General features: G+C 69.3%; 18 protein-coding genes and 6 pseudogenes. 16 read left to right on the top strand and 8 right to left on the bottom strand.

What is annotated here, in order from left to right; all coding sequences use genetic code 11:
• Positions 1-110 precede the first annotated feature (110 nt).
• The 3 genes and pseudogenes from ABZ818_RS31000 to ABZ818_RS30990 form a co-directional block, all read left to right on the top strand.
• Positions 111-200 (top strand): annotated as a pseudogene (locus ABZ818_RS31000) (integrase); the annotation flags it as partial.
• 206 nt (positions 201-406) lie between these two features.
• Complete coding sequence (locus ABZ818_RS30995) at positions 407-682, top strand: hypothetical protein (protein ID WP_361421854.1); 276 nt, start codon at positions 407-409, stop codon at positions 680-682.
• 471 nt (positions 683-1153) lie between these two features.
• Positions 1154-3697 (top strand): M14 family zinc carboxypeptidase, encoded by a 2544-nt coding sequence (locus tag ABZ818_RS30990; RefSeq protein ID WP_361421932.1) that lies wholly within the window; start codon positions 1154-1156, stop codon positions 3695-3697.
• Positions 3698-3782: 85 nt separating this feature from the next.
• Here ABZ818_RS30990 and ABZ818_RS30985 read toward each other — a convergent pair.
• Positions 3783-3917, bottom strand: a pseudogene (locus tag ABZ818_RS30985) (OsmC family protein); the annotation flags it as partial.
• A 245-nt stretch (positions 3918-4162) separates the two neighbouring features.
• On the opposite strand from ABZ818_RS30985, the pseudogene ABZ818_RS30980 reads away from it, so the two are divergent.
• The 4 genes and pseudogenes from ABZ818_RS30980 to ABZ818_RS30965 form a co-directional block, all read left to right on the top strand.
• Positions 4163-5644, top strand: a pseudogene (locus ABZ818_RS30980) (DHA2 family efflux MFS transporter permease subunit).
• Between the two features lie 646 nt (positions 5645-6290).
• Positions 6291-7484, top strand: coding sequence for a molybdopterin-dependent oxidoreductase (locus ABZ818_RS30975; protein WP_361421851.1), 1194 nt, complete (start codon positions 6291-6293; stop codon positions 7482-7484).
• A gap of 2 nt (positions 7485-7486) precedes the next feature.
• Positions 7487-7990: a hypothetical protein gene (locus ABZ818_RS30970; RefSeq protein ID WP_361421848.1), complete on the top strand. Its 504-nt coding sequence runs from the start codon at positions 7487-7489 to the stop codon at positions 7988-7990.
• A gap of 334 nt (positions 7991-8324) precedes the next feature.
• Positions 8325-8549, top strand: a pseudogene (locus tag ABZ818_RS30965) (trehalase-like domain-containing protein); the annotation flags it as partial.
• A 252-nt stretch (positions 8550-8801) separates the two neighbouring features.
• On the opposite strand, the gene ABZ818_RS30960 reads toward ABZ818_RS30965, so the two are convergent.
• Positions 8802-10010 (bottom strand): histidine kinase, encoded by a 1209-nt coding sequence (locus ABZ818_RS30960; RefSeq protein WP_361421845.1) that lies wholly within the window; start codon positions 10008-10010, stop codon positions 8802-8804.
• Positions 10007-10675 carry a response regulator transcription factor gene (locus tag ABZ818_RS30955; RefSeq protein ID WP_361421842.1) on the bottom strand — a complete coding sequence of 223 codons (669 nt, stop codon included), beginning with the start codon at positions 10673-10675 and terminating at the stop codon, positions 10007-10009. The genes ABZ818_RS30960 and ABZ818_RS30955 overlap by 4 nt, the downstream gene beginning before the upstream one ends.
• A 196-nt stretch (positions 10676-10871) precedes the next feature.
• Here ABZ818_RS30955 and ABZ818_RS30950 point away from each other — a divergent pair, with 196 nt between their 5' ends.
• A complete protein-coding gene (locus ABZ818_RS30950; RefSeq protein ID WP_361421839.1) occupies positions 10872-12134 on the top strand; it encodes a DUF418 domain-containing protein in 1263 nt (420 codons plus the stop codon).
• Positions 12135-12163: 29 nt separating this feature from the next.
• On the opposite strand, the pseudogene ABZ818_RS30945 reads toward ABZ818_RS30950, so the two are convergent.
• Positions 12164-12280, bottom strand: a pseudogene (locus tag ABZ818_RS30945) (transcriptional regulator); the annotation flags it as partial.
• A 1-nt stretch (position 12281) separates the two neighbouring features.
• Here ABZ818_RS30945 and ABZ818_RS30940 point away from each other — a divergent pair.
• The 4 genes from ABZ818_RS30940 to ABZ818_RS30925 all read left to right on the top strand — a co-directional run bounded on the left by ABZ818_RS30940 (position 12282) and on the right by ABZ818_RS30925 (position 14763).
• Positions 12282-12386, top strand: coding sequence for a DUF6153 family protein (locus ABZ818_RS30940; protein WP_361421836.1), 105 nt, complete (start codon positions 12282-12284; stop codon positions 12384-12386).
• Positions 12387-12471: 85 nt separating this feature from the next.
• Complete coding sequence (locus ABZ818_RS30935) at positions 12472-13107, top strand: DUF305 domain-containing protein (RefSeq protein ID WP_361421833.1); 636 nt, start codon at positions 12472-12474, stop codon at positions 13105-13107.
• Positions 13108-13367: 260 nt separating this feature from the next.
• Positions 13368-14240 carry a F510_1955 family glycosylhydrolase gene (locus ABZ818_RS30930; protein ID WP_361421830.1) on the top strand — a complete coding sequence of 291 codons (873 nt, stop codon included), beginning with the start codon at positions 13368-13370 and terminating at the stop codon, positions 14238-14240.
• Between the two features lie 67 nt (positions 14241-14307).
• Positions 14308-14763 carry a VOC family protein gene (locus ABZ818_RS30925; RefSeq protein ID WP_361421827.1) on the top strand — a complete coding sequence of 152 codons (456 nt, stop codon included), beginning with the start codon at positions 14308-14310 and terminating at the stop codon, positions 14761-14763.
• 269 nt (positions 14764-15032) lie between these two features.
• Here the strand turns inward: ABZ818_RS30925 and ABZ818_RS30920 are convergent, their stop codons facing one another.
• Entirely contained in the window at positions 15033-15311 is a 279-nt protein-coding gene (locus ABZ818_RS30920; protein WP_361421824.1) for a hypothetical protein, read from the bottom strand.
• Positions 15312-15471: 160 nt separating this feature from the next.
• Here ABZ818_RS30920 and ABZ818_RS30915 point away from each other — a divergent pair, with 160 nt between their 5' ends.
• Positions 15472-15858, top strand: coding sequence for a hypothetical protein (locus ABZ818_RS30915; protein WP_361421821.1), 387 nt, complete (start codon positions 15472-15474; stop codon positions 15856-15858).
• A gap of 204 nt (positions 15859-16062) precedes the next feature.
• Here the strand turns inward: ABZ818_RS30915 and ABZ818_RS30910 are convergent, their stop codons facing one another.
• Positions 16063-16566, bottom strand: a complete 504-nt coding sequence (locus ABZ818_RS30910) for a helix-turn-helix domain-containing protein (protein ID WP_361421818.1) — start codon at positions 16564-16566, stop codon at positions 16063-16065.
• A gap of 86 nt (positions 16567-16652) precedes the next feature.
• Between ABZ818_RS30910 and ABZ818_RS30905 the strand changes: the two genes are divergently transcribed.
• On the top strand, positions 16653-17522 hold the full coding sequence (locus ABZ818_RS30905; protein WP_361421815.1) for an alpha/beta hydrolase: 870 nt from the start codon (positions 16653-16655) through the stop codon (positions 17520-17522).
• 31 nt (positions 17523-17553) lie between these two features.
• Here ABZ818_RS30905 and ABZ818_RS30900 read toward each other — a convergent pair.
• Positions 17554-18481, bottom strand: a pseudogene (locus ABZ818_RS30900) (YafY family protein).
• A gap of 56 nt (positions 18482-18537) precedes the next feature.
• On the opposite strand from ABZ818_RS30900, the gene ABZ818_RS30895 reads away from it, so the two are divergent.
• Together ABZ818_RS30895 and ABZ818_RS30890 are read left to right on the top strand one after the other, a co-directional pair.
• A complete protein-coding gene (locus ABZ818_RS30895) occupies positions 18538-19008 on the top strand; it encodes a hypothetical protein (RefSeq protein ID WP_361421812.1) in 471 nt (156 codons plus the stop codon).
• Positions 19005-19559, top strand: a complete 555-nt coding sequence (locus tag ABZ818_RS30890) for an NIPSNAP family protein (protein WP_361421809.1) — start codon at positions 19005-19007, stop codon at positions 19557-19559. Before ABZ818_RS30895 ends, ABZ818_RS30890 begins: the two co-directional genes overlap by 4 nt.
• Before the next feature lie 65 nt (positions 19560-19624).
• Here the strand turns inward: ABZ818_RS30890 and ABZ818_RS30885 are convergent, their stop codons facing one another.
• Positions 19625-20017: a YbhB/YbcL family Raf kinase inhibitor-like protein gene (locus ABZ818_RS30885; protein WP_361421806.1), complete on the bottom strand. Its 393-nt coding sequence runs from the start codon at positions 20015-20017 to the stop codon at positions 19625-19627.
• Positions 20018-20486: the final 469 nt, after the last annotated feature.

The raw sequence follows: 20486 nt of genomic DNA, 5'->3' as shown, positions 1-20486 counted from the left end.
GGCCGAGAGATCGCCAGGGCCGCTGCGGCTTGATCAGCCTGCCTGGGAAGCCGCCGCCCGTCCCGTCACTCGGCTGACCGCCCCGCGCGCACCGACAGGGGCCAGGTCCCCTGACCGCGCAAGCGGAGGGCCTCATCGCACACGACTTCCTGCACCTCGACCTGGTCGACCTTCGCCGTGTCTACGCGCTGGTCTTCCTCAGGACGACGATGACGGGTATTGAACAAACGCGACAGCGGGCCATCCTCGACCCCGATGTGGGCCTGTCCGCCGTCCGCAGCCGCTGGAGTGCGGCGTAGCGGGGCATGGGGCAGGGCACCTGTGTCTTGCCGTTTCCGGAGAGGTCGCGCTGGCCGACCTGGTCGAGGAGATCAGCCCTCGGTACGGGCCCTCGCGCAACCTCGCCATGGGTGGGTACGCCGATCCGACGGTGGACGCGACGACAGGACCCTGGCTTCTTCAGTGGGCTGCGTCCGAGTGGGCGGACCAGTTCTACTGGCTCACCGAGGGCAGCGACCCGGAGGCCTGGCCCGTCCTGGTGTACGAGGAGGTTCCCGACTCCTGGCGCCGGTTCGACTGCTCGGCCGCCGAGTTCGTCTTCCGCATGCTGACCGAGCGCGGGCATCCCTACTCGACCGCCCGGTGTTTCGACACGCACTGGTTCCAGAGATACGAACCGTGAGCGCGCGGTGTCCGGTCGGGCGCACAGGTATGGGACGAGAACTGGTTCGGCTCCGCCAAGGCCCTCGACGTCACGATGGCCGGCCTGCGCCGCCGCCTCGCCAAAGCGGCGGACTCCTCTCCACGCCCGGTCCGGCTGCCGCTGATCACCGGCCTGCGCGGGCACGGCGACCGGCTCGAGGACGGCTGACGGGCCCGTACGGCATCCGCCGGCCGGGCTGCGTCCGACGTATACGCCTGCGCCAGGCCGGCCGGCCAAGCCCGTCGCTCGCGGAGGGGCCGGGGGAGCGTGTGAGCCCGCGCCACCGCGGACCTCCGCCGCGGACGGAGCACCCCCGTCGTGCGACTCACGATCGGAGCTTCCAACCGCGTTATGGGGCCCATGTTCCACAGCAGGCCCTCTTGTGGAGTACGAAATTGACCGGTAGACCTGCGTTCCGATCACTTCCGATCAACCGGAGGCATGAAACGTATGGGAATGCCCAGACCCGTTCTGATCGCCACCGCGGCCCTGGCCGGCGCGCTGCTGCTCGCACCGCCGCCGGCGACCGCCGCTCCCTGGAAGCCACAGCCCCCCGTACGTGAAGGCGGCGGTCGGGACACCGCCGTTGCCGTCGCTTCGGCCGCCGCGGCCAGTCGCGCGCTTGGCGCGCCGACGCCGGCCCTGCGCCACGACACCGGCTATCCGCGCCACACCGTGCTCGTCCCGCCCCCGGTGAACCCGGCCGACAAGTCGGTCAAGCTGGGCCTGACGCCATATCACGCCATCGCGCCGAAGCTGAACGAGCTTCAGAAGCTGAGCGACCGGGTCAGCGTCGAGGTGGCGGGGCGTTCGGCGGGCGGGCACGAGCTGTATCTGGTGACGGTCACCGCGCCGGAGACCGCGGCGCAGGCCCGTGACCAGGAGCGGATGCGAGAACGCATCGAGCACTCTCCCGCGGTCGCCGCCAAGGACCGGAAGATCAAGTCGGCTTACAAGGCGCCGTTGTTCATCAACAACAACATCCACGGCAACGAGTGGGAGGGCACCGACGCCGCGCTGAAGCTCATCGAGCGGCTGGCCACGGCGGACGACGCCCGTACCACCGAGCTGTTGTCGAAGAGCCGTATCCACCTCAACGTCACGGCCAACCCGGATGGCAGGATCGCCGGCACCCGCGCCAACGCCAACGGCTTCGACCTCAACCGGGACTTCATCACCGGCAGCCAGCCCGAGTCCCGCGCCATCCGGCAGATCGCCATCGACAAACAGCCCGTGATGATGCTGGACCTGCACGGATACGTCAACGGCACCCTGATCGAGCCGACCACCCCGCCGCACGGCGAGAACTACGAATACGACCTCTTCCTCAAGAATTCCTACGCCAACGCACTGGGCATGGAGGCCGCCATCAACGGCCTCGGCTACACCCCGCAGAAGGACGGCGTGCAACCCGCCATCATCCCCTTCCGCGACCAGCAGGAGGGCTGGGACGACTGGCCGCCGATCTTCACTCCGCAGTACATGCCGTTCCACGGCACGGTCGCGGCCCACACCGTCGAGTTCCCGATGCGGGTCAACGGGCAGGACTACGACACCCAGCCGGTCGACGAGCTGCGACGCAGGTCGACAATCAACACCGCCATCGCGGGCGCCGCGATGCGGGCCACGCTCGACTACGCACTGGACCACCGCGCCTCGGTGATCGCCGACCAGATCGAGATTTTCCGGCGCGGCACGGCGGGCGAGGCACAGAGGCCGGTGTCGGAGGAGACCGTTCCGGGTGTGCCGGGCATCGGCCCCGAGGACGTCTACACCGCCGAGTTCCCCCAGGCGTATGTGATTCCGGCCGGAAGCGGACAGAGGTCCGCGACGGCCGCGGCCCGGCTGGTGGACCATCTGACCGCCAATGACGTGCAGGTCGTACGGGCGGACGAGGGCTTCCGGCTGAACGGACGGATGTATCCGGCCGGCTCGTACGTCGTCGACATGCACCAGCCCAAGCGCGGTCTGGCCAATGTGATCCTGGCCGACGGCCGGGACATCAGCGCGGACGTGTCCGCGATGTACGACATCTCGGGCTGGAGCCTCGGGCTGCTCTGGGGTGCGACGGTGGACCGGGTCGAGGACGGCCGGCTGCGTGTCGAGGGACGTACGGTCCATGCGGCGGCGCCGACCGGCCAAGTCGCGCCGCACGGGGACCTGGCGCTGCGGCTCGACGACCCGAAGGAGCTGACGGCGGTCAACTCCCTGCTGGCGCAGGGCGTCCGGGTGCGCCGTTCGGACGACGGGACGGCGATCGTGCCCGGCTCGGCGCGCGCGCAGGCACGGGTGCTCGCCGACCGGTACGGCGTCGCCTTCCGGGCGACGGAGCAGCGCGGCACGGCGGATCTGCACCGCACCCGGGTCGCCGCGGCGGTGGCGCCGGGCGAGCTGTTCTCGCTGCGCGAGATGGGCTTCGACGTGGTGCCGGTCTCGACGGCCGTGCTCAACGCGGGCTTCGACTGGTCCGCCGCCGATGTCCTGTACGTGTCCACCGGACTGTCGTACAAGGCTCTCGGCCCGGCGGCGCGCGCCGAACTCGACGGCTTCCTGAAGGGCGGCGGTGGCGTGGTCGGCCTCGGCTCGACGGGCGCGGCCTTCAACACCGACGCTGGGCTGCTCGCCGCCACGGCGGTGGAGGGCCACGGCGACGCCAACGGCGTGGTGCGGGTGGTGAACGCGGGCGGCCCGGTCACCGGCGGCGCCTCCGGGCACAGCTTCGTCTACTCCCCGCTGTGGTTCACCGGTCTGGGCGCGGGCGTACGTGCCGACCAGTCGTACGGCAGCGGCAATCCGCTGGTCTCCGGCCACTGGCGGGCCCTGAAGAACGGCTCGGGCGGCCCCTTGGACGCGGCGGGCCGCGCCTCGGTCGTCAGCGGTACGTCCGCGCAGGGCTCCCAGGTCGTGCTGTTCGGCACCCAACCGCTGTTCCGCGCCCACCCGAAGGGGGTGTTCGCGCAACTCGGGCGAGCGCTGCTGACCACCGGGGAATGATCGCCGGCTGAATCCCGGGGCCGGCCCCCGGGTACGGCGGAGGGCCGCACCCCTGTTCGGGGTGCGGCCCTTCGCACGGGCGGGATCAGGACGCCGCGACCTCGACCTTGATGTTGCCGCGGGTGGCGTTGGAGTACGGGCACACCTGGTGGGCCTTCTCGACCAGGGCCTGTGCGGTGGCCGCGTCCACGTTCGGGATGGAGGCGGTGATCCGGACCTCCGGAGCCCGCCGTACGACCTTCGCCGTTCCCGCCCGTGGCCGGGGACGGCACAGCGGCCACTTTGTGCCGGGCGGTTTCACAGCAGACGTTCGTCCACCGATATCGTTGCCAGGCCCGCCGGGCCGTAGATGTGGAGGACGGTGCCCGTGGGGGATGCCACCGGCGGCCAGCGCGTGGACCGGAGCCCTGGCGAGCAGGACGTGCCGGAGATCGCCGGCCTCCCAATCCTTCGAAAGGTTGAGAAGTGACCACATCACAACGGAGTGAAAGCAGCCCCCCTGTGGGCAAGTCCCGCGACAGGCTGGACGGCGGGGTTCTCCTTGTGGCCGGCGTGATCGTGCTTGGCGGGATCATGTCGATCCTCGACATCACGGTGGTGTCGGTCGGGCTGCAGACGTTCCAGAAGCAGTTCAGTGCGACCTCGGCTCAGGTGGCCTGGACGATGACGGGCTATACGCTGGCTCTGGCAAGCGTCATCCCGCTTACAGGCTGGGCCGCCGACAGGTTCGGCACCAAACGGCTCTACCTCCTCGCGATCACCTTGTTCGCCGCCGGCTCCGCGCTGTGAGCGACTGCCACATCTCTCCAAATGCTGGTCGCGTTCCGGGTCGTCCAGGGCCTCGGCGGCGGCATGCTCATGCCGCTCGGCATGACGATCCTGACCCGTGCCGCCGGCCCTGAGCGGGTCGGCCGGGTGATGGCGGTGCTCGGTATCCCCATGCTGCTCGGCCCGATCTTCGGCCCCATCCTCGGCGGCTGGCTGATCGACGCCGCCTCATGGCACTGGATCTTCCTGATCAACGTGCCGATCGGCGTGATCGCGCTGGTCTACGCGGCGAAAGTCCTGCCCAAGGACCACGTACAGCCGTCGGAGTCCTTCGACTGGCTGGGAATGGTGATGCTCTCGCCGGGACTGGCGACGTTCTTGTACGGCGTCTCGACCATCCCCGAGACCGGCACGGTCTGGAACGCCAAGGTACTCGTGCCCGCAAGCATCGGGCTGGTCCTGATCGCGGCGTTCGTGCCGTGGGCCTTGCACCGGCGCAACATCCACCCGCTGGTCGACCTGCGCCTGTTCCGCAACCGGGACATGAGCATCGCGGTGATCGCGATGTCGCTGTTCGCTGTCGCGTTCTTCGGCGCCAGCCTGCTGTTCCCGCTCTACTTCCAGCAGGTGCGCGGCGAGTCGGCGCTCCACTCCGGGGTCCTTCTCGCCCCTCAGGGCATAGGCGCGATGATCACCATGCCGATCGCCGGGATGCTCGCCGACAAGATCGGCCCCGGCAAGATCGTGATAACCGGCATCACAGTGATCACCGTGGGCATGGGCATGTTCACGCAACTGACCGACGGCACCTCCTATGCCTACATCATTGCCGCACTCTTCGTGATGGGCCTCGGGATGGGCGCTTCGATGATGCCGATCATGGCATCGGCGCTGGCCACCCTGACGGACCACAACGTCGCACGAGGCTCGACTCTGATGAACATCGTCCAGCAGGTGGCTGCCTCGATCGGCACCGCCCTGTTCTCGGTGCTCCTCACAAATGGCCTCAAGGACATGACCGCGACCTCTCCCGCCGAGGTGCGTTTCCAGATGGGTGACGCGTTTGCCTCGGTGTTCCTGGTGGCGGCCGTCCTCGTCGCTGTCTGCCTGATCCCCGCCGCCTTGCTGCCTCGCAAGAAGGTCAAGGCCGCCGACCCCACGGTGATGGTGGGTCACTGAGTCGTTTCCAACCGGGTTGACGGCGGGTTGAGTTGACGGCAGGCCCGTTCTGGGAAGAGGTGAAGCTCCTGGTAGATGGGTTGTCGACCAGGAGCAACCTGTTCGCCCGGAGCTTCGTGTGCTTGTCCACCCATCGGGACTGGCTCCGTCCGGCTCGACCCTTCGGCTCCTGTCGCCGTGCGCCGATGCGTCGCACCCCACCACCATGAGGCCACCATGCGCGCCGTCGGACCGTGCGGAGAGCCGGTTCAACCGTTCGGCTGTCGGCCGGCACCCGCATGCACGCCAGAAACGGAGAGCCGACTCGGTCTGTGTCAGTTTGTAGCTGACGACTTGGCAGGCACTGACGGCGCGGTGGATTTCGATCCGCCCTCTGAGAGCCGGCCCGGGGATGGAGGAGCAGCCGATGGACAGTGGCGGACGGCCCCCGTCCCCGGGCTCCGGCGGGCCGCAGCGCCCGAGATCGGAGGAGGGCCACGCGCAGGGGCGCCTCGAGCGCGTTCGCGCTGCTGTGGCGGCGCGGGCCGCCAAGGGGGCCGCTCGTACCCGGGCCCTCGTGCGGCGGGTCGAGCAGACTCCTCCGCCCCCGGGCCCGTTCCGTCCCGGCTTCTGGCGCAGTCCCCTCCGCGGGCCCTGGCTGACGTCCGTGTTCGGTCTGGTGCTGCTGATCGGCATCCCGCTGATCTTCGTCACCGGGATGCTCTCCTACGCCTCCTACAACCCGGGACTGGACCGCATCAACGACCAGACCCCGGACAAGGGCCTGCTGGGTTTCTACCTCTTCGACTGGCCCACGGATCCGTACTGGCTGTACCGGCTGACTCAGGGCGTGCACGTGACCCTCGGCGTGGTCCTGGTGCCGGTGGTGCTGGCCAAACTGTGGTCGGTGATCCCGAAGCTGTTCGAGTGGCTGCCGGTCCGCAGCGTCGCCCATGCGCTGGAGCGGCTGTCGCTGCTGGCGCTGGTGGGCGGGGTCGTCTTCGAGTTCGTCACCGGGATCTTCAACATTCAGCTCTTCTACGTCTTCCCGGGCTCCTTCTACACCCTGCACTTCTACGGCGCCTGGGTGTTCATCGCCGCGTTCGTCGTCCATGTGAGCCTCAGACTCGGCCGGATGACCCGCGCCCTGCGCTCCCGCAACCTGCTGACGGAACTGCGCACCGGGCTCGCCGGCACCCGGCCGGAGCCCCCCGACCCGGACGGCCTGGTCGCGCTCGAGCCCGCGGCGCCGACCATGAGCCGACGCGGCGCACTCGCCATGGTGGGGGGCGGGTCGCTGCTCCTCCTGGTGGTCACCGCAGGACAGAGCATCGGCGGCCGGCTGCGGCGCACCGCCCTTCTCGCGCCGCACAACCGTGACCCGGGCGGCGGGCCGAAGGACTTCCAGATCAACAAGACGGCCGCGGCCGTCGGCGTCACCCCTGTCCATGTCGGGCCGGATTGGCGGCTGGAGGTCCGTGGCCACGGGCCGACGCTCGTCTTCACGCGCGCACAGCTTCTCGCGATGTCTCAGCATGCCGCCGCACTGCCGATCGCGTGCGTGGAGGGATGGTCCACCTCCGACCAGGACTGGAGCGGCCTTCGGCTGGCCGACCTCGCCGCCTTGGCGGGACTCCCCGACGCCGGAAGCGTCCTGGTGAGGTCCGTCCAACCACCAGGCCCCTACAGCTCGGTGGTACTGCGGGGCAACCAGATCCACGACCCCCGATCGCTGCTCGCCCTGCGCGTCAACGGCGCGGACCTCTCACTCGATCACGGCTACCCAGCCCGCGTCATCGTTCCGGCCAACCCCGGCGTGAACAACACCAAGTGGGTGCACCGGCTCACCTTCAGGACGTGACCATGGCGCGCCTCGTCCGCTGGTACGGCTCCGGCCCTCTGCATCTTCTCGTCCTGATCGCCTCGTTCGCCATCACCGGCTACGCCCTGGTACGGCTGTTCGCCGTCCGGCCGCTCGAGGTCGCGATCTGGTTCGTCGGCGCGGCGATCGTCCACGACCTGATCCTGTTGCCCCTGTACTCAGTCGCCGATCTGTCGTCACAGGCTGTGCTGCGGCATCGCGCGATCCGCATGCCACAGCCGCCGTGGATCAATTACCTGCGCGTGCCCACCTTCCTCTCTGGCGTGCTCCTGCTTGTCTGGTTCCCGCTCATCTTCGACCTGGCGATCCCCTACCCCGATGCCGCACGGCTGTCGGAAGGCGTCTACCTCGGCCGGTGGCTGGCCATCACCGCCGTCGTCTTCGGCGTCTCCGCCGTTGCTTTCGCTCTCAAGCTCCGCCGCATCCGGCGGGCCGCCCGCGCCGACGAGGAACGACCCGCACCGGGTCGCGACGCTGCCCCATGAGGTCCGCCGAGGACCGTTCGTCCTACGCCGGTGCAGATCCCTACGCGCTCGCCCCGTGCAGTGGCCACGAGCCGGTGTACCTACGCTCGGGGGACGGGCGCCGGATCCGGATGCCTGTGCATCGCTGGTACGCGCAGCCCACCGTGGCCGACGAATCCGTGCTCAATCGCGGCGTCGGCCCCGTTCTCGACGTGGGCTGCGGACCGGGCCGGCTGTGCAGGGAGGCTGGGATCAATGACACTCGTCGGGCACTTGGAGAGCCCTGGGGCGCAGGCGACTGCTCACGTCGTCCCAACCGGGCCGCGTCCGGCCCAAGACGGACGGGCTGTGACGCATGAGTGCGCGACCGATCGGTGATCACGCTCTGCTGTCCGACTGCCGCTCGGTCGCGCTGGTCACCTCCGACGGCTCGGTGGACTGGCTGTGCCTGCCCCGGTTCGACAGCCCGGCGATCTTCGCTCGACTCCTCGACGAGGACGCCGGCCACTGGTCCATCCGCCCTACCGGCCCGAGCGACATAAGCCGCCGCTACGTCGAGGACACCCTTGTTCTGGAGACGACCTTCCACACGACCGGGGTACGGCGGTCCTACGCGATGCACTTGCCCTGGGGCGGCGCGAACGCGGGCACGCGCTCGGCACCGCTTCCCCCGGAACGCTCCTGCGGCAGATCGCCTAGGGCGATTCGCTCCTCTTCGGTGCTGGAGCCGGTCCTCTTCCGCATCCGGGTTCACATGCCGGGGGCAGGGCTCTGCCCCTGTTCCGAATGGCGCATCGCGCGGACTGTATTTGTGTGCTACCGCTCGGGATGCTCATCTGGGGGCTTTTCCTGATGGGATATCAGCTGCGTTGAACGGCCGGTCAGGGATCTTCTCTGGCCGATTGTTCGGTTCAGGAGTCCTGGTCGGGGTCGGTCTGTCCTTGACCGGCAGTTTCAGGTGAAGCTTGTATCCGCCGTCGGCCGTGGATCCGGCGGCGATGGTGCCGCCGAGGAGTTCGGCGCGTTGGCGCAGGCCGACGAGGCCGTGGTGGGCGCTGGGCAGGGGCAGCGCGGGTCGGGTGGGGGCAGTGTTGATGACGGTGGCGTGGATGGCGCCTCTCCGGTGATCAATGCATACCCTCGCCGTGGCGCCGGGGGCGTGTTTGCGGACGTTGGTAAGGGCTTCCTGAACGGTGCGGTAGACGGCGCGTTGGACGGTGGGCGGAAGGTCTTCGGGCAGGTGCGTCTCCAGTTCCGCTTCGATGCCGCTGCTGCCGACCAGTCGCTGCAGGTCGGCGAGGGACGGCTGGGGGGTGAGCTCCGTGGGGCGGCTGTCGGAGGCGCGCAGCACGCTGACCATGTGTCGCAGCTCGTCAAGGGTCTGCACGCTGAGCTGTCGGATCGTGGCGGCTGCCTTTTTGGTCTCGGTGTCATGGCTGCCCACCTGGAGTGCTCCGGCCTGTACGGCGATGAGGCTGACTTGGTGGGAGACCACGTCGTGCATCTCCCGGGCAAGTTGTGCGCGCTCCTTCGCCAGGACGCTTTGGGCGATGAGCAGGCGTTCGTGCTCGCGGGCCTCGAAGATCTCGGCGAGCCGCAGGGCCAGTTCGCGCCGGGCGTGTACGAGCTGGCCCAGGAAGACAGGAGCCGCCGAGGTGGCCAGGGTGTAGGTGAGGTGGACCAGGTGATGGGTCTGCGCGAGTTCAGCGGCCTTCAGGGACGACCATGGCCAGGGCAGGAAGTCGGTGATCGCGTAGGCCAGGGCGCAGCCGGCCAGCAAGGTGCGGTGGCGGCTCAGCGAGGAGAGCGTGTACAGCGCGGCCATGGTGGCGAACACCGCGTCGGTGACCATGGCGGTGGGAAGCGTGAGCACGAAGGTCGTCAGGGGCAGGCGGCGACGCAGCACGAGGGCGAACGCGGCGAGCAGCGCGCAGGCCATGGCCGCGTGCTCCTCGACTTCGATGTGGGCCCATGCGTCCGCCAGTGACGCCGCGACGAGGGCGGCGTCCAGTAGCGGAGTCGGCGGGTGCCGGAGGTTCATCGGGTGTCCCCGTCCTTCGGTGGCGTGAGGAGGCCCGCGCGTTCGGCGATCAGGGCCGCCTGGACGCGGCTGGTGACCCGCAGTTTGCTGAAAACGGCGCTGACATGGCCTTTGACGGTGCCGGTGCTCAGGTGCATCCGTTCGCCGATGTCGGTGTTGGCGAGTCCTTCGGCCATGAGGACGAGGACGGCACGCTCGCGCTCGGTCAGGGCGGAGGCAAGGCGGACGGCGGAGGGCTCGCAGGCGCCCTTGTCGAGGTAGCCGTCGACCACTGTGCGAGTGACCGTCGACGACAACACGGTTCCGCCGTCGGCGAGGGTTCGCACAAGGTAGGGAAGGTGCTCGGGGTCGGTGTCCTTGAGCAGGAATCCGGCGGCACCCGAGCGCAGCGCGGTTGCCACGTATTCGTCGGTGTCGAACGTGGTGAGCATGGCCACCACGGGAGGGTTCGGTATGCGCCGGAGGTCGGCCAGAATGGTCAGCCCGTCCACGTCCGGCATCCGGATGTCCAGCAGGACGACATCAGGGTGCAACTCCCGCACCGTCCTGACGGCCTGACCGCCGGGGACCGCCGCCACGACCTCGATATCGTCCACCGTGTTGAGAATGTACGTGAAACCCATGCGGATCAGGGCTTCGTCGTCGACCACCAGTACCCGGATCACGTGCGCTCCGCTCGTCGCATGCCCGCCGTTCCATCCATACTCCATTGGGAGCCGTCCGTCGGCGGGCCGGCTGCGTTTCGCGCCAGTTGGCCGGGCGGCTCCAGCCGGTCGGCGGGGGCGACTTCGGCCGGTCGGCGGGGTGCCTTCGGAAACCCGTCGGGGTGGCTCGGACCGGTTATCGGTCGACCCTGAAGGCATGACGCAGATTGCATCGTCGGCCGTGCCGACACGGGTGCCGCACCAACTCGAGACGGATCGCTCGTCCGTCCCGGCCGCCACGCCGTCCACGGGCCGGCTGATCGGTATAGACCTGGCCCGCGGGCTCGCGGTCTTCGGCATGTACTCCGCTCATGTCGGCCCCGACGTGACGGTGGGCGGGCCGGTGGGGTTCTTACTGGAGATGGCGCGGGGCCGCTCGTCCGCCCTCTTCGCGCTGCTCGCCGGTTTCTCGCTCGTCGTCATCACCGGCCGTCCGCACCCACGGACGGGGCGCTCCGGCCGTCAGGCGGTGGTCAGGATCGTGATCCGCGCCGTCGTCCTGCTGGCGCTCGGCTACGCCCTGACCGCCCTGAACACCCAAGTCGACGTGATCCTCAGCTTCTACGGGCTGCTCTTCCTCGCCGTCCTCCCGCTGTACCGGCTGCGGGCAAAGCCCCTCGCACTCATCGCCGCCGCGGGTGCGCTGATCCTGCCCCAAGTCTTGTACGTGATAAGGAAGTCGATCGAGGAAGGGAACTGGGGGGACGCCATCGCCGCCCGGGACCCTCTGGCCCGGATCAGCGGCACGGACGGCATCATCGAACTGCTGTTCACCGGGGAATATCCGGTCCTCACCTGGATGCCGTTCCTGATCGCGGGTATGGCGGTGGCCCGACTCGACCTCACTTGGTCCGGCATCCGATCCCGACTGGCCCTCACCGGCGGGGCGCTCGCCCTGCTCGGCTATGGAGGCTCCTGGCTCGCAATGCATCTGGTCCCGCACACTCTGTCCGCCGTCGCGGCCGCCACGGACGGCGGTTCGGCATCGTCCGCGTGGTGGTCCGACGCCGTCGGCGAACCCGACGACGGCACCCCGCTCGCCTGGTTGCTGGTGGCGGCACCGCACAGCCAGACGACTTTCTCCATCCTCGGCAACACCGGCGTCGCCCTCGTGGTGGTGGCCGCGTGCCTGACGGTCGCCGACCGAATGCCGCGCCTCACACGCCTGGCCGTACCCGTCGCTGCGGTCGGCACGACGGCGCTGACTGTCTACGTCCTGCACGTCGTCGCCCTTTGGTTCTTCACCGATGTGTGGCACGTGGCCGTGATCGAGGACGCGACCATGTCCGCCTTGCCGGTGCTGCTGGGCTTCATCGCTGCCGCCGCGCTCCTGGCGACTGTGTGGACCCGTCTGTTCCGGCGTGGCCCTCTGGAGTACCTGCTCCACATCGCCACTCGACCCGCGCGGCACATCAAGTAGACGGCGGCGGCGCCCACCTGGGGGCGGGCCTGGAGGCGGGCCAGGATCCGCAGCCGGGAGGGCGTGGCCAGCGCCTGTAGCGTGGCGGCCACGTCCGCGGCGTCGTCGCAGAGCGCTCCGGTCCTTCCCGCACTGGCTCCCGCCACGGTGGCTGCGGCGGCCGATGCGTCCGCCGCTCCACAGCGGCCTGCGGACTCGCTCGACAACCGAGCACCGCCGTGCCTGAGCGAACTGCAACTCCTGCGCATTTAGAGGCACCCAGCGCGCCGCCGTCTCCCATGGGGAGCAGTCGCCGCACCGTGCCCTTTCACCCTTCTTCCGCAGGAGTAACACCACCGTGACCGCACACCGTTCCACCCTGCGCCGGGACGCCGCCGCAGCCGTCGCCACAGCCGCTGCCGTCGTCCTTGCCGCCTGCGGCAGCGACAACGCCTCTACCGGGCACTCCGGCCACGGCACCCAGTCCTCGCCCAGCGCCTCCGCCTCTGCCTCGGAGGGCACGCGCAACGCCGACGACGTTTCCTTCGCCCAGGGGATGATCCCCCACCACCGGCAAGCGGTGGAGATGGCCGACCTCGCCGCCACCCGCGCCACCTCCAAGGAGGTCAAGGACCTGGCGGTCGAGATCAAGAAAGCCCAGGACCCGGAGATCAAGACCCTCACCGGCTGGCTGACTTCCTGGGGCGAGGACGTCCCCGCCGAAGGAGATATGGAGCACTCCGGCCACGGAGGCCATGGCATGGCGGGGATGATGACCCCCGAGCAGATGGAGGAGCTGGAGAAGTCCTCCGGAAGGGCTTTCGACACCGCCTTCCTGGAGATGATGATCGAGCACCACAAGGGCGCCGTGGCCATGGCCGAGACCGAGCAGAAGAACGGCTTCCACGGCCCGGCCAAGTCCATGGCCGAGGAGATCATCACCACCCAGAACGCCGAGATCGACAGGATGAACAAGCTCCTCGGCAAGAAGTGACCCGACGGTGCCCGGGGTCCGCACGGTGCGGGCCCCAGCCACCCAGAAGCGCTCCCGGTGTGGGGAAACCCATCCCCGCGCGCCCTGCCCGGACAAGGGGTGTGCGGGCGGGCGGCCCCGCCGACGTCGACCACGGGCTCGGCGCGCCGGGCCCGTGCCACGAGCCGCTCGCCCCGGAACCGGCCGTGAACCACCTCGCCCCGGCCCTGTACCGGCGTACCGCCGCCGGTCTTCGCACCGCACCAACACAAGGATCTTCGATGTCTGCTCGATTCCTCTCCACGATCACCGGAGTGACCCTGCTGGCGGCTGTCCTGACCGGCTGCTCAAGCGGCTCCGACGACTCGTCCTCCGAAAAGCGCTCCCACGCATCCGCTCCCCAGGTCAGCCACGTCCACGGGCTCGGCGTCAACCCCGGCGACGGCAGGCTCTACGTCGCCACCCACCAGGGCATCATCGCCGTAAACGACGACGGATCGGCCAAGCGCATGGGAGACACCGCCGACTACATGGGCTTCACCGTCACCGGGACCGACACCTTCCTCGGCAGCGGCCACCCCTCCGAGGGCAGCGACGACCACGCCAACCGCGGCCTGATCAAGAGCACCGACGCCGGGAAGACCTGGCAGACCGTCTCCCTCGCCGACGAGGCCGACTTCCACGCCCTGGAACAGGCGCACGGCACCATCTACGGCTACGACAGCACGGGCGGACTGCTGCGCTTCAGCAAGGACGGCAAGAACTGGGACGACCGCGCCGAACTGGCCGCCCTGGACATCGCCGTCAGCCCCGAAGACCCCGACACCGTCCTGGCCACCACGGAGAACGGCGTCGCCCGCAGCACCGACGGCGGTAAGACCTTCACAGGCGGCGCCGGGCAGGTCATGGCCTACCTCTCCTGGGCCGAGCAGGGTGACCTGTACGGGATCGACCTCGCCGGCGCGCTGCACCGCAGCACCGACGGCGGCGAGAACTGGGCCAAGGCCGGCACCGTGCCCGGCGGGCAGCCCCAGGCCCTGACCGCGGTCGGTTCCGGCCATGTCCTGGCCGCCACCGGCCTCGGCGTCTACGAGTCCGAGGACGGCGGCAAGACCTTCACCCGGCGCTTGGCGATGTCGGACGGCGCCCACTAGGGCCTGCCTCTGCCGTTCGCGGGGTCGGTCCAGCATGAATGTCAGACGTGTCTGTCAGGCTCTGGTTATGGAGATGACAGTGCAACTGACGATCGACTGTGCCGATCCGCAGAGGCTGGTGGCGTTTTGGAGCGAGGCTCTGGGATACATACCCGAACCACCACCGGCTGGCCATGCCACCTGGCGGGAATATTGGGCAGCCATGGGGGTGCCTGAGGAGGAGTTGCCCGTAGGTGCGGGCGACATCCCGGAGTCGATCGTCGATCCCGCAGGACGAGGGCCGCGGGTGTGGTTCCAGCAGGTTCCGGAACCCAAAGCCATCAAGAACCGCATCCACTTCGACCTGAAGGTCGGCGGCGGGCGCGACGTCCCGTTGGCGGTCCGCACGCAGCGGGTCACCACCACAGTGGAAAGACTGATCAAAGTCGGCGCCAGCGTGCTTCGGATCACGGATGAGCCGGACATGGGGCAGTACGCAGTCCTGCTCCAGGACCCGGAAGGCAACGAATTCGACGTTGTCTAGGAATCGTTTGGCCATGCTGCTCACAGCCACTCGTTGATCGCCGCGACGAGGACGGTCGCTTCGTAGCGGACCGCGAGCTTGTCGTATCGGGTTGCGACGGCGCGGACTCGGCGCGGACTCGGCGGGGGCGGGTGGGTGGGCGGCCCGGGCCGAGCCGGGGCACCCGGATCCGCTCCATCACGGCCTCGAACTGCGGGGAGTCGCCGCGCTGCCCGGCCGTGATCACGATGGACAGGGGCTTCTGTTGCTGCTCGCCGGCCAGGTGCAGCTCACCGGTGCTCCCGCAGCAGCGCAAGCCGTCGTTTGTACTCGTCTTCGTCGATTTCCCCGCGGGCGAACCGCTCGGCGAGCAGTTCCTCGGCCCGCCTGCTTCCCCATCCCGGCTCACCGGAGGAGAGGGGCCGTCCGGACTGGCGGTCGTGGCGGGCACCGGTGAGGTAGCGGACGAGCGCGACGATTCCGGCGATCACCAGCGCCCAGAACAGCACCATGAACATGGTCATGAAGAGCCAGCCGCCCCAGCCCCAGCCGCCGTCGTACCACATCATGACGATCACCTTCCGGGCGTATGTCCCTACCGGTTTCCAGCGTGCGTCGGGGGTGGCCTCGGCACGCAGGGGCAACCTGGTGCACCTCCGAGGGCCGAACGGCCCCTGCGTCTGTCTGGCAGTCGGTCTGTATCCGTCGACCGCGTCACCCTGCCCTTCAATGGTGCTGACGGTTCCGGAATGCCGGAACGCCCCGCTGGCCCTGGAACGGGTCACGGCGGCACTGGCGGGGCAGCCGGCGGAGGTGGAGCTGGTGGAGGTCCATGATCAGGACCAGGCCGCCGCGTGCGGGATGACCGGCTCGCCGACGATCCTGCTGGACGGCGTCGACCCGTTCGCGCTGCCCGGCGCAGTGCCCAGTGTGTCGTGCCGGCTGTACCGGGAGGCAGACGGCGCGATGAGTGGGGCGCCGAGCGTGGCTGTGCTGCGCGAGGCACTGACCGGTGCCGCCCGGCCGGTGCCCGTCGCACCGGGGGACTGCTGTCCGGCAACAGCACCCTGGTCGTTGGCGTCTCAGTGGCCAACGTCCACGACAGTGATGGGCTGAAGCCGATGGTGGAGGGTCACCAGCTCGCCAACTGCTCATAGGGTTGGGGGCTGTAGCCCGGGCTGCGTGTATCCACGCCACGCGGCGGGCCACAGAGTCCCGCCGCCCCACCGCTCGCCTGCCTCGTCCACCTTGGGCAGGCGCAGGTTCCGTGATCACGGAGTTGCGACTCTCTGTGATCACTGACCTGTACCTGTGCTGCCATCATGGCCGACCGAACCGCTGTGGGAACGGCCGTGGTGTCGGCGGCTTGCTGGCGGTGGCGGCGGGCGTCGACGCGTCGTATACGGGAGCGGCTGCTCGAAGTGCAGCGGTCAGGTAGCGGTGAACGATGTCCAGTTCACCCGGGGTGAAGTCCTCGGCCGCATCGACGAGGTCGGCGATGAGCGGGCCGAAGAAGGACCAGCCCAGCTCCACGGCCTTCTGCTCCACCGTCAGCATGATGCGGCGCCGGTCGTTTTCATCGCGCTCGCGACGGACGAGCCCCAGGCGCTCCAGCCGGTCGAGCAGGGCAGTGGTGCCCGCCGAATTGAGCCGCAGCGCCGCACCGAGCCGTCCCGGCGTGACGTCGGTGCCCGCCCGGTCGGCGTCCAGCAGGTGGATGAGGGCCCGCAGATCGGTGGGGTGCAGGCCGTTTCGCCCGGCGAAATCGGCGCCGCGCAGATCGAATTCCACGGTCACTGCGCGCAGTAGATGGACCAGCCGCATCGCGGGGTTGTTGTCATTACTCACTGGGCTACTATCTCGCTGAGCGAGAGAATTGGTCAACGAGATGATCCCTCGGAGGGTTCGCCGTGTCCTCATCCCAAGAGTTCTTCGCCGCCTACGACGCACTGCTCGCCCGCTGGCCCACTGGTACCACCGAGATCGACGTTCCCACCCCGTACGGCATCACCCGCGTCCACGCCTACGGCCCAGCTGAAGCCACCCCCGTCCTCCTTCTGCACGGCGGCGGTTCCACCGGCGCCGTCTGGTTCGCCAATGTTCGGGCACTTGGCACGCACCACCGGGTGCTGGCCGTCGACATCCTCGGCGACGCCGGACAGAGCGTCCCCAGCGGGCGCCCGCTGCGCACAACCACCGACCTGATGGCCTGGTTGGACGCGCTGCTCGACGGCCTCACCGTGTCCCGCGCGCACTTGCTGGGTCATTCCTACGGCGGCTGGATGGCCCTGACCTACGCCCTGCACGCCGCACAGCGGGTCGATCGGCTGGTACTGCTCGACCCGACCCAGTGCTTCGCCGACTTCCGCCCGGGTTTCCTGCTGCGCTCGCTGCCGATACTGCTCCGCCCGACGAAAGCCCGCGCACGCGCGTACCTGGACCGTGAGACAGCGGGCACGGACACCGACCTGGGCTGGAAGCGGCTCTATGCCTTGGCGGTCTCGGGGTTCGGGAACCGGAAACTGGTCGTCGGCCGCCGCCCGGACCCAACGACGCTGAGTGTCCCGCTCCTGGTCCTTCTCGCCGGCCGCAGCGACGCCCACGACGCCGCGAAAGTCGCAGTCCGCGCCCGCAAGGCCGTACCGGACGCCCGGATCGAGATCCTCGCCGAGCTCACCCACTTCGCTATGCCCACCGCCGTGCCCGCGCAGACGAACCACCGGATCACCGACTTCCTGGCAGGCAACCATGAGAAGCAAGCCGCCCTGGGCGTGGTTTGAGGAGGATCAATGCGGAGCGGGCTGCTCGGAGTCACCCCTCGTAGCGGGTGGCCAGGGTCCATACCGTCGCGGCGATGCGGTCGCGGAGTTCGGCCGGTGCGATGACCTCGACGTCGGTGCCCAGCCGCAGGAACTCTCCGTGGGCGTGGTCGATCGATTCGATGGGCACCCGGGTCTCCGTCCATCCGTCACCCGCGGGTGTCACGCCGATGCGGCGGGCGCCCTCCGGGGTGAGCCGTACCAGAGCCTCCCCGGTGTGCAGCCGGGCTCTGAAGTCGGCCAGATAGCTGTTCCAGTGCATGACCAGGTCGAACCCGTCCGGGATGACGAACTCTTCTTCCAGGGAGTGGAGTTCGATGATGGTCGACCCGGTAGGTGCGGATTCCGGACGGCCCGCTCGCGACCAGGTACCAGCGGCCGGCCTTGAGTACGAGCCCGTACGGCTCCACCTGCCGCTCGATCTCCTCCGGTGCCCGCCAGCGCCGGTACCGCAGGACCACCGCCCGCCGTGCCCACACCGCTCCGGCGACCGCGGCCAGGTGAGGCGTACGGTCGGCGTCGCCGTACCAGCCGGGGGCATCGAGCAGGAAGCGTTCCTGGATCCGCCCGGCGTGCTCGCGCAGCTCCGTCGGAAGGGCGGCCCGCAACTTGAGTTGGGCGGTGGCGAGCGCCTCGCCGAGGCCGAGCTCGGCGGCGGTGCCGGGGAGTGCGGCGAGGAATGCGGCCTGCGCCTCGTCCGCGGTCAGTCCGGTGAGGCGGGTCCGGTAGCCGTCGACCAGTCGGTAGCCGCCCGCATGTCCAGCGTCGCCGTACAGCGGGACACCGGCGGCGCAAAGCGCCTCGACGTCCCGGTAGACCGTACGGACGGAGACCTCCAGTTCCTCGGCCAGCTGCTGGGCCGTCATCCGGCCCCGGTTCTGGAGCAGCAGAAGCAGGGTGACCAGTCGGCTCGCACGCATGCTCCCCAGTATCCACTGACAGTGGATGTCAGCGGAGTTCCCCTAACCTGCGGCGCATGGACGACTTCGACTTCCTGCACGGCTCCTGGAACGTGGCCAACCGCCGCCTCACCACCCCGCTCGGCGGCCCGGGCGCCACCACCTGGATGGAGTTCCCCGGTCACTCGGTGATCCAGCCGCTGTTCGGGGGCGCCGGGAACATCGACGAGATCACCTTCCCCACCCTCGGCCGCCAGGGCGTGACCTTGCGGCTGTTCGACCACGAAACGCGCCAGTGGTCGATCCACTGGTCGGACAGCCGGACCGGCCGGCTGGATCCCCCGGTGATCGGCGGCTTCACGGGCGACCGCGGTGACTTCCACGGCGAGGACACCTACGACGGCCGCCCGATCCGGGTGCACTTCACCTGGTACCGCCTCGGCCCGGAAGCTGCCCGCTGGGAGCAGGAGTTCTCCGGCGACGGCGGCCGTACCTGGGAGCTCAACTGGATCATGGACCTCACCCGCACCGGGTCGGCCGGCGCATGAGCATCGTCGAATTCCGCCAGTACACCCTGCATCCCGGCACCCGGGAGACCCTGATCGAGCTGTTCGAGCGCGAGTTCGTGACCGGCCAGCAGGCGGCCGGCATCACCGTCGGCGGCCGGTTCCGCGACCTTGACGACCCGGACCGCTTCGTCTGGCTGCGCGCGTTCCCCGACATGACGCACCGCCGGCGCGCGCTGGAGGCGTTCTACACCGGCACGGTCTGGCGGGAACACCGCGACGCGGCCAACGCCACCATGATCGACAGCGACGACGTCCTGCTGCTCCGCGGTCCGGGCTTCGCGCCGGAGCCGGGCACCCGCGAGGTGGTCGCGACGGTCTGCCAGCCGTCGGACGCGGCTGCCTTCGACGCGTACGCAGCCCGGCACCTGGGCCCGCGTCATGCGCTGCACCGCACCGAGCACTCCGAAAACGACTACCCCCTCCTGCCCGTCCGCACAGGGGTGGACGTCCGGCTCTGGTTCGGCCCGGCCGAGGCATCACCCTGGCCGATCCGGCGGCTGCGGCTGGAACCCGTGACGACTTGCAGGTGACAGCACCGCACAATGCCTCTGACCAGCGAGAATGGGCTGCTCGCGACCCGCCGGCCCGGCTCTGGTCAGTGCCGCTTGTAGGGGACGATCAGCACCGCGGTGGCATCGGCGTGACTCCTTAGTTCTTTGAGGGTTTGGCTCGGCGAGGTGTTCTGGCCGAAGGGCGCCGGTAGGGGGTCGCGGAGCGCGTACAGCGTCAGCTGGTACTCGTGCGTGTGGCCGGCGGGTGGGCAGGGGCCGTCGTACGTCGCCTCGCCGAGGTCGTTCAGGAGTTCCCGGGCGCCGGGAGTCAGGGTGTGCGCCTTCGTTCCCGACGCCGTCGCGGGAAGGCCGACCTGCAACCAGTGAACCTTCTGGTCGTTCAGGTCGACCATGGACAGGGCGAGTTCAGCGATCCCAGCGGGGACGTTCTTGAACGTGAGCCCGGGGGAGTAGTCGTGGGGACTGTCACAGGTCATCAGGGGAGGGAATGCTCCTGACGCGTTGAAACCTTGGCCGCGGCCGAGGGCGAAGGGACCTGTAGGCACCGCAGTCGTCCGGGAGACGGCGGTGGATGGGGCCGACGTCGCCTGGGCGTGCCCGGAGTTTGATGAGCACGCGAAGGTTGTCAGCAGCGCAACTGCTGCAAGCACGCCCGAGACGAGGAATCGACGCTTCCTGCTGAAACCGTATGCTGGCGCTCCCCTGACCGCTCGTACCGGCTCACGGTTCCTGACCGTCGACGGCCAGCCTGTCGTCGGCTTGGTCGCCGCTCCTGCGGGAGACGTCACGGCCGTAGCGAACTTGACGTGCTCCCTGGTCTAAAGTCCAGGGATTCCGGCCTGGGTCGTCCGACCCTTCCGGGGGCTTCCTGCTTCAACGCGCTGTGCCGGGACTTTCGTCCTGGTCTTACCGGCGCTCCACGAGGCGTTTAGCGTCTCCGCCCGT

It is taken from the genome of Streptomyces sp. NPDC047453 (assembly GCF_040643155.1).
In the GTDB taxonomy this organism is placed as follows: Bacteria; Actinomycetota; Actinomycetes; order Streptomycetales; family Streptomycetaceae; genus Streptomyces.
Note: the sequence above shows the minus strand (reverse complement) of the source record. Positions and strands in the feature narration are given on the sequence as shown.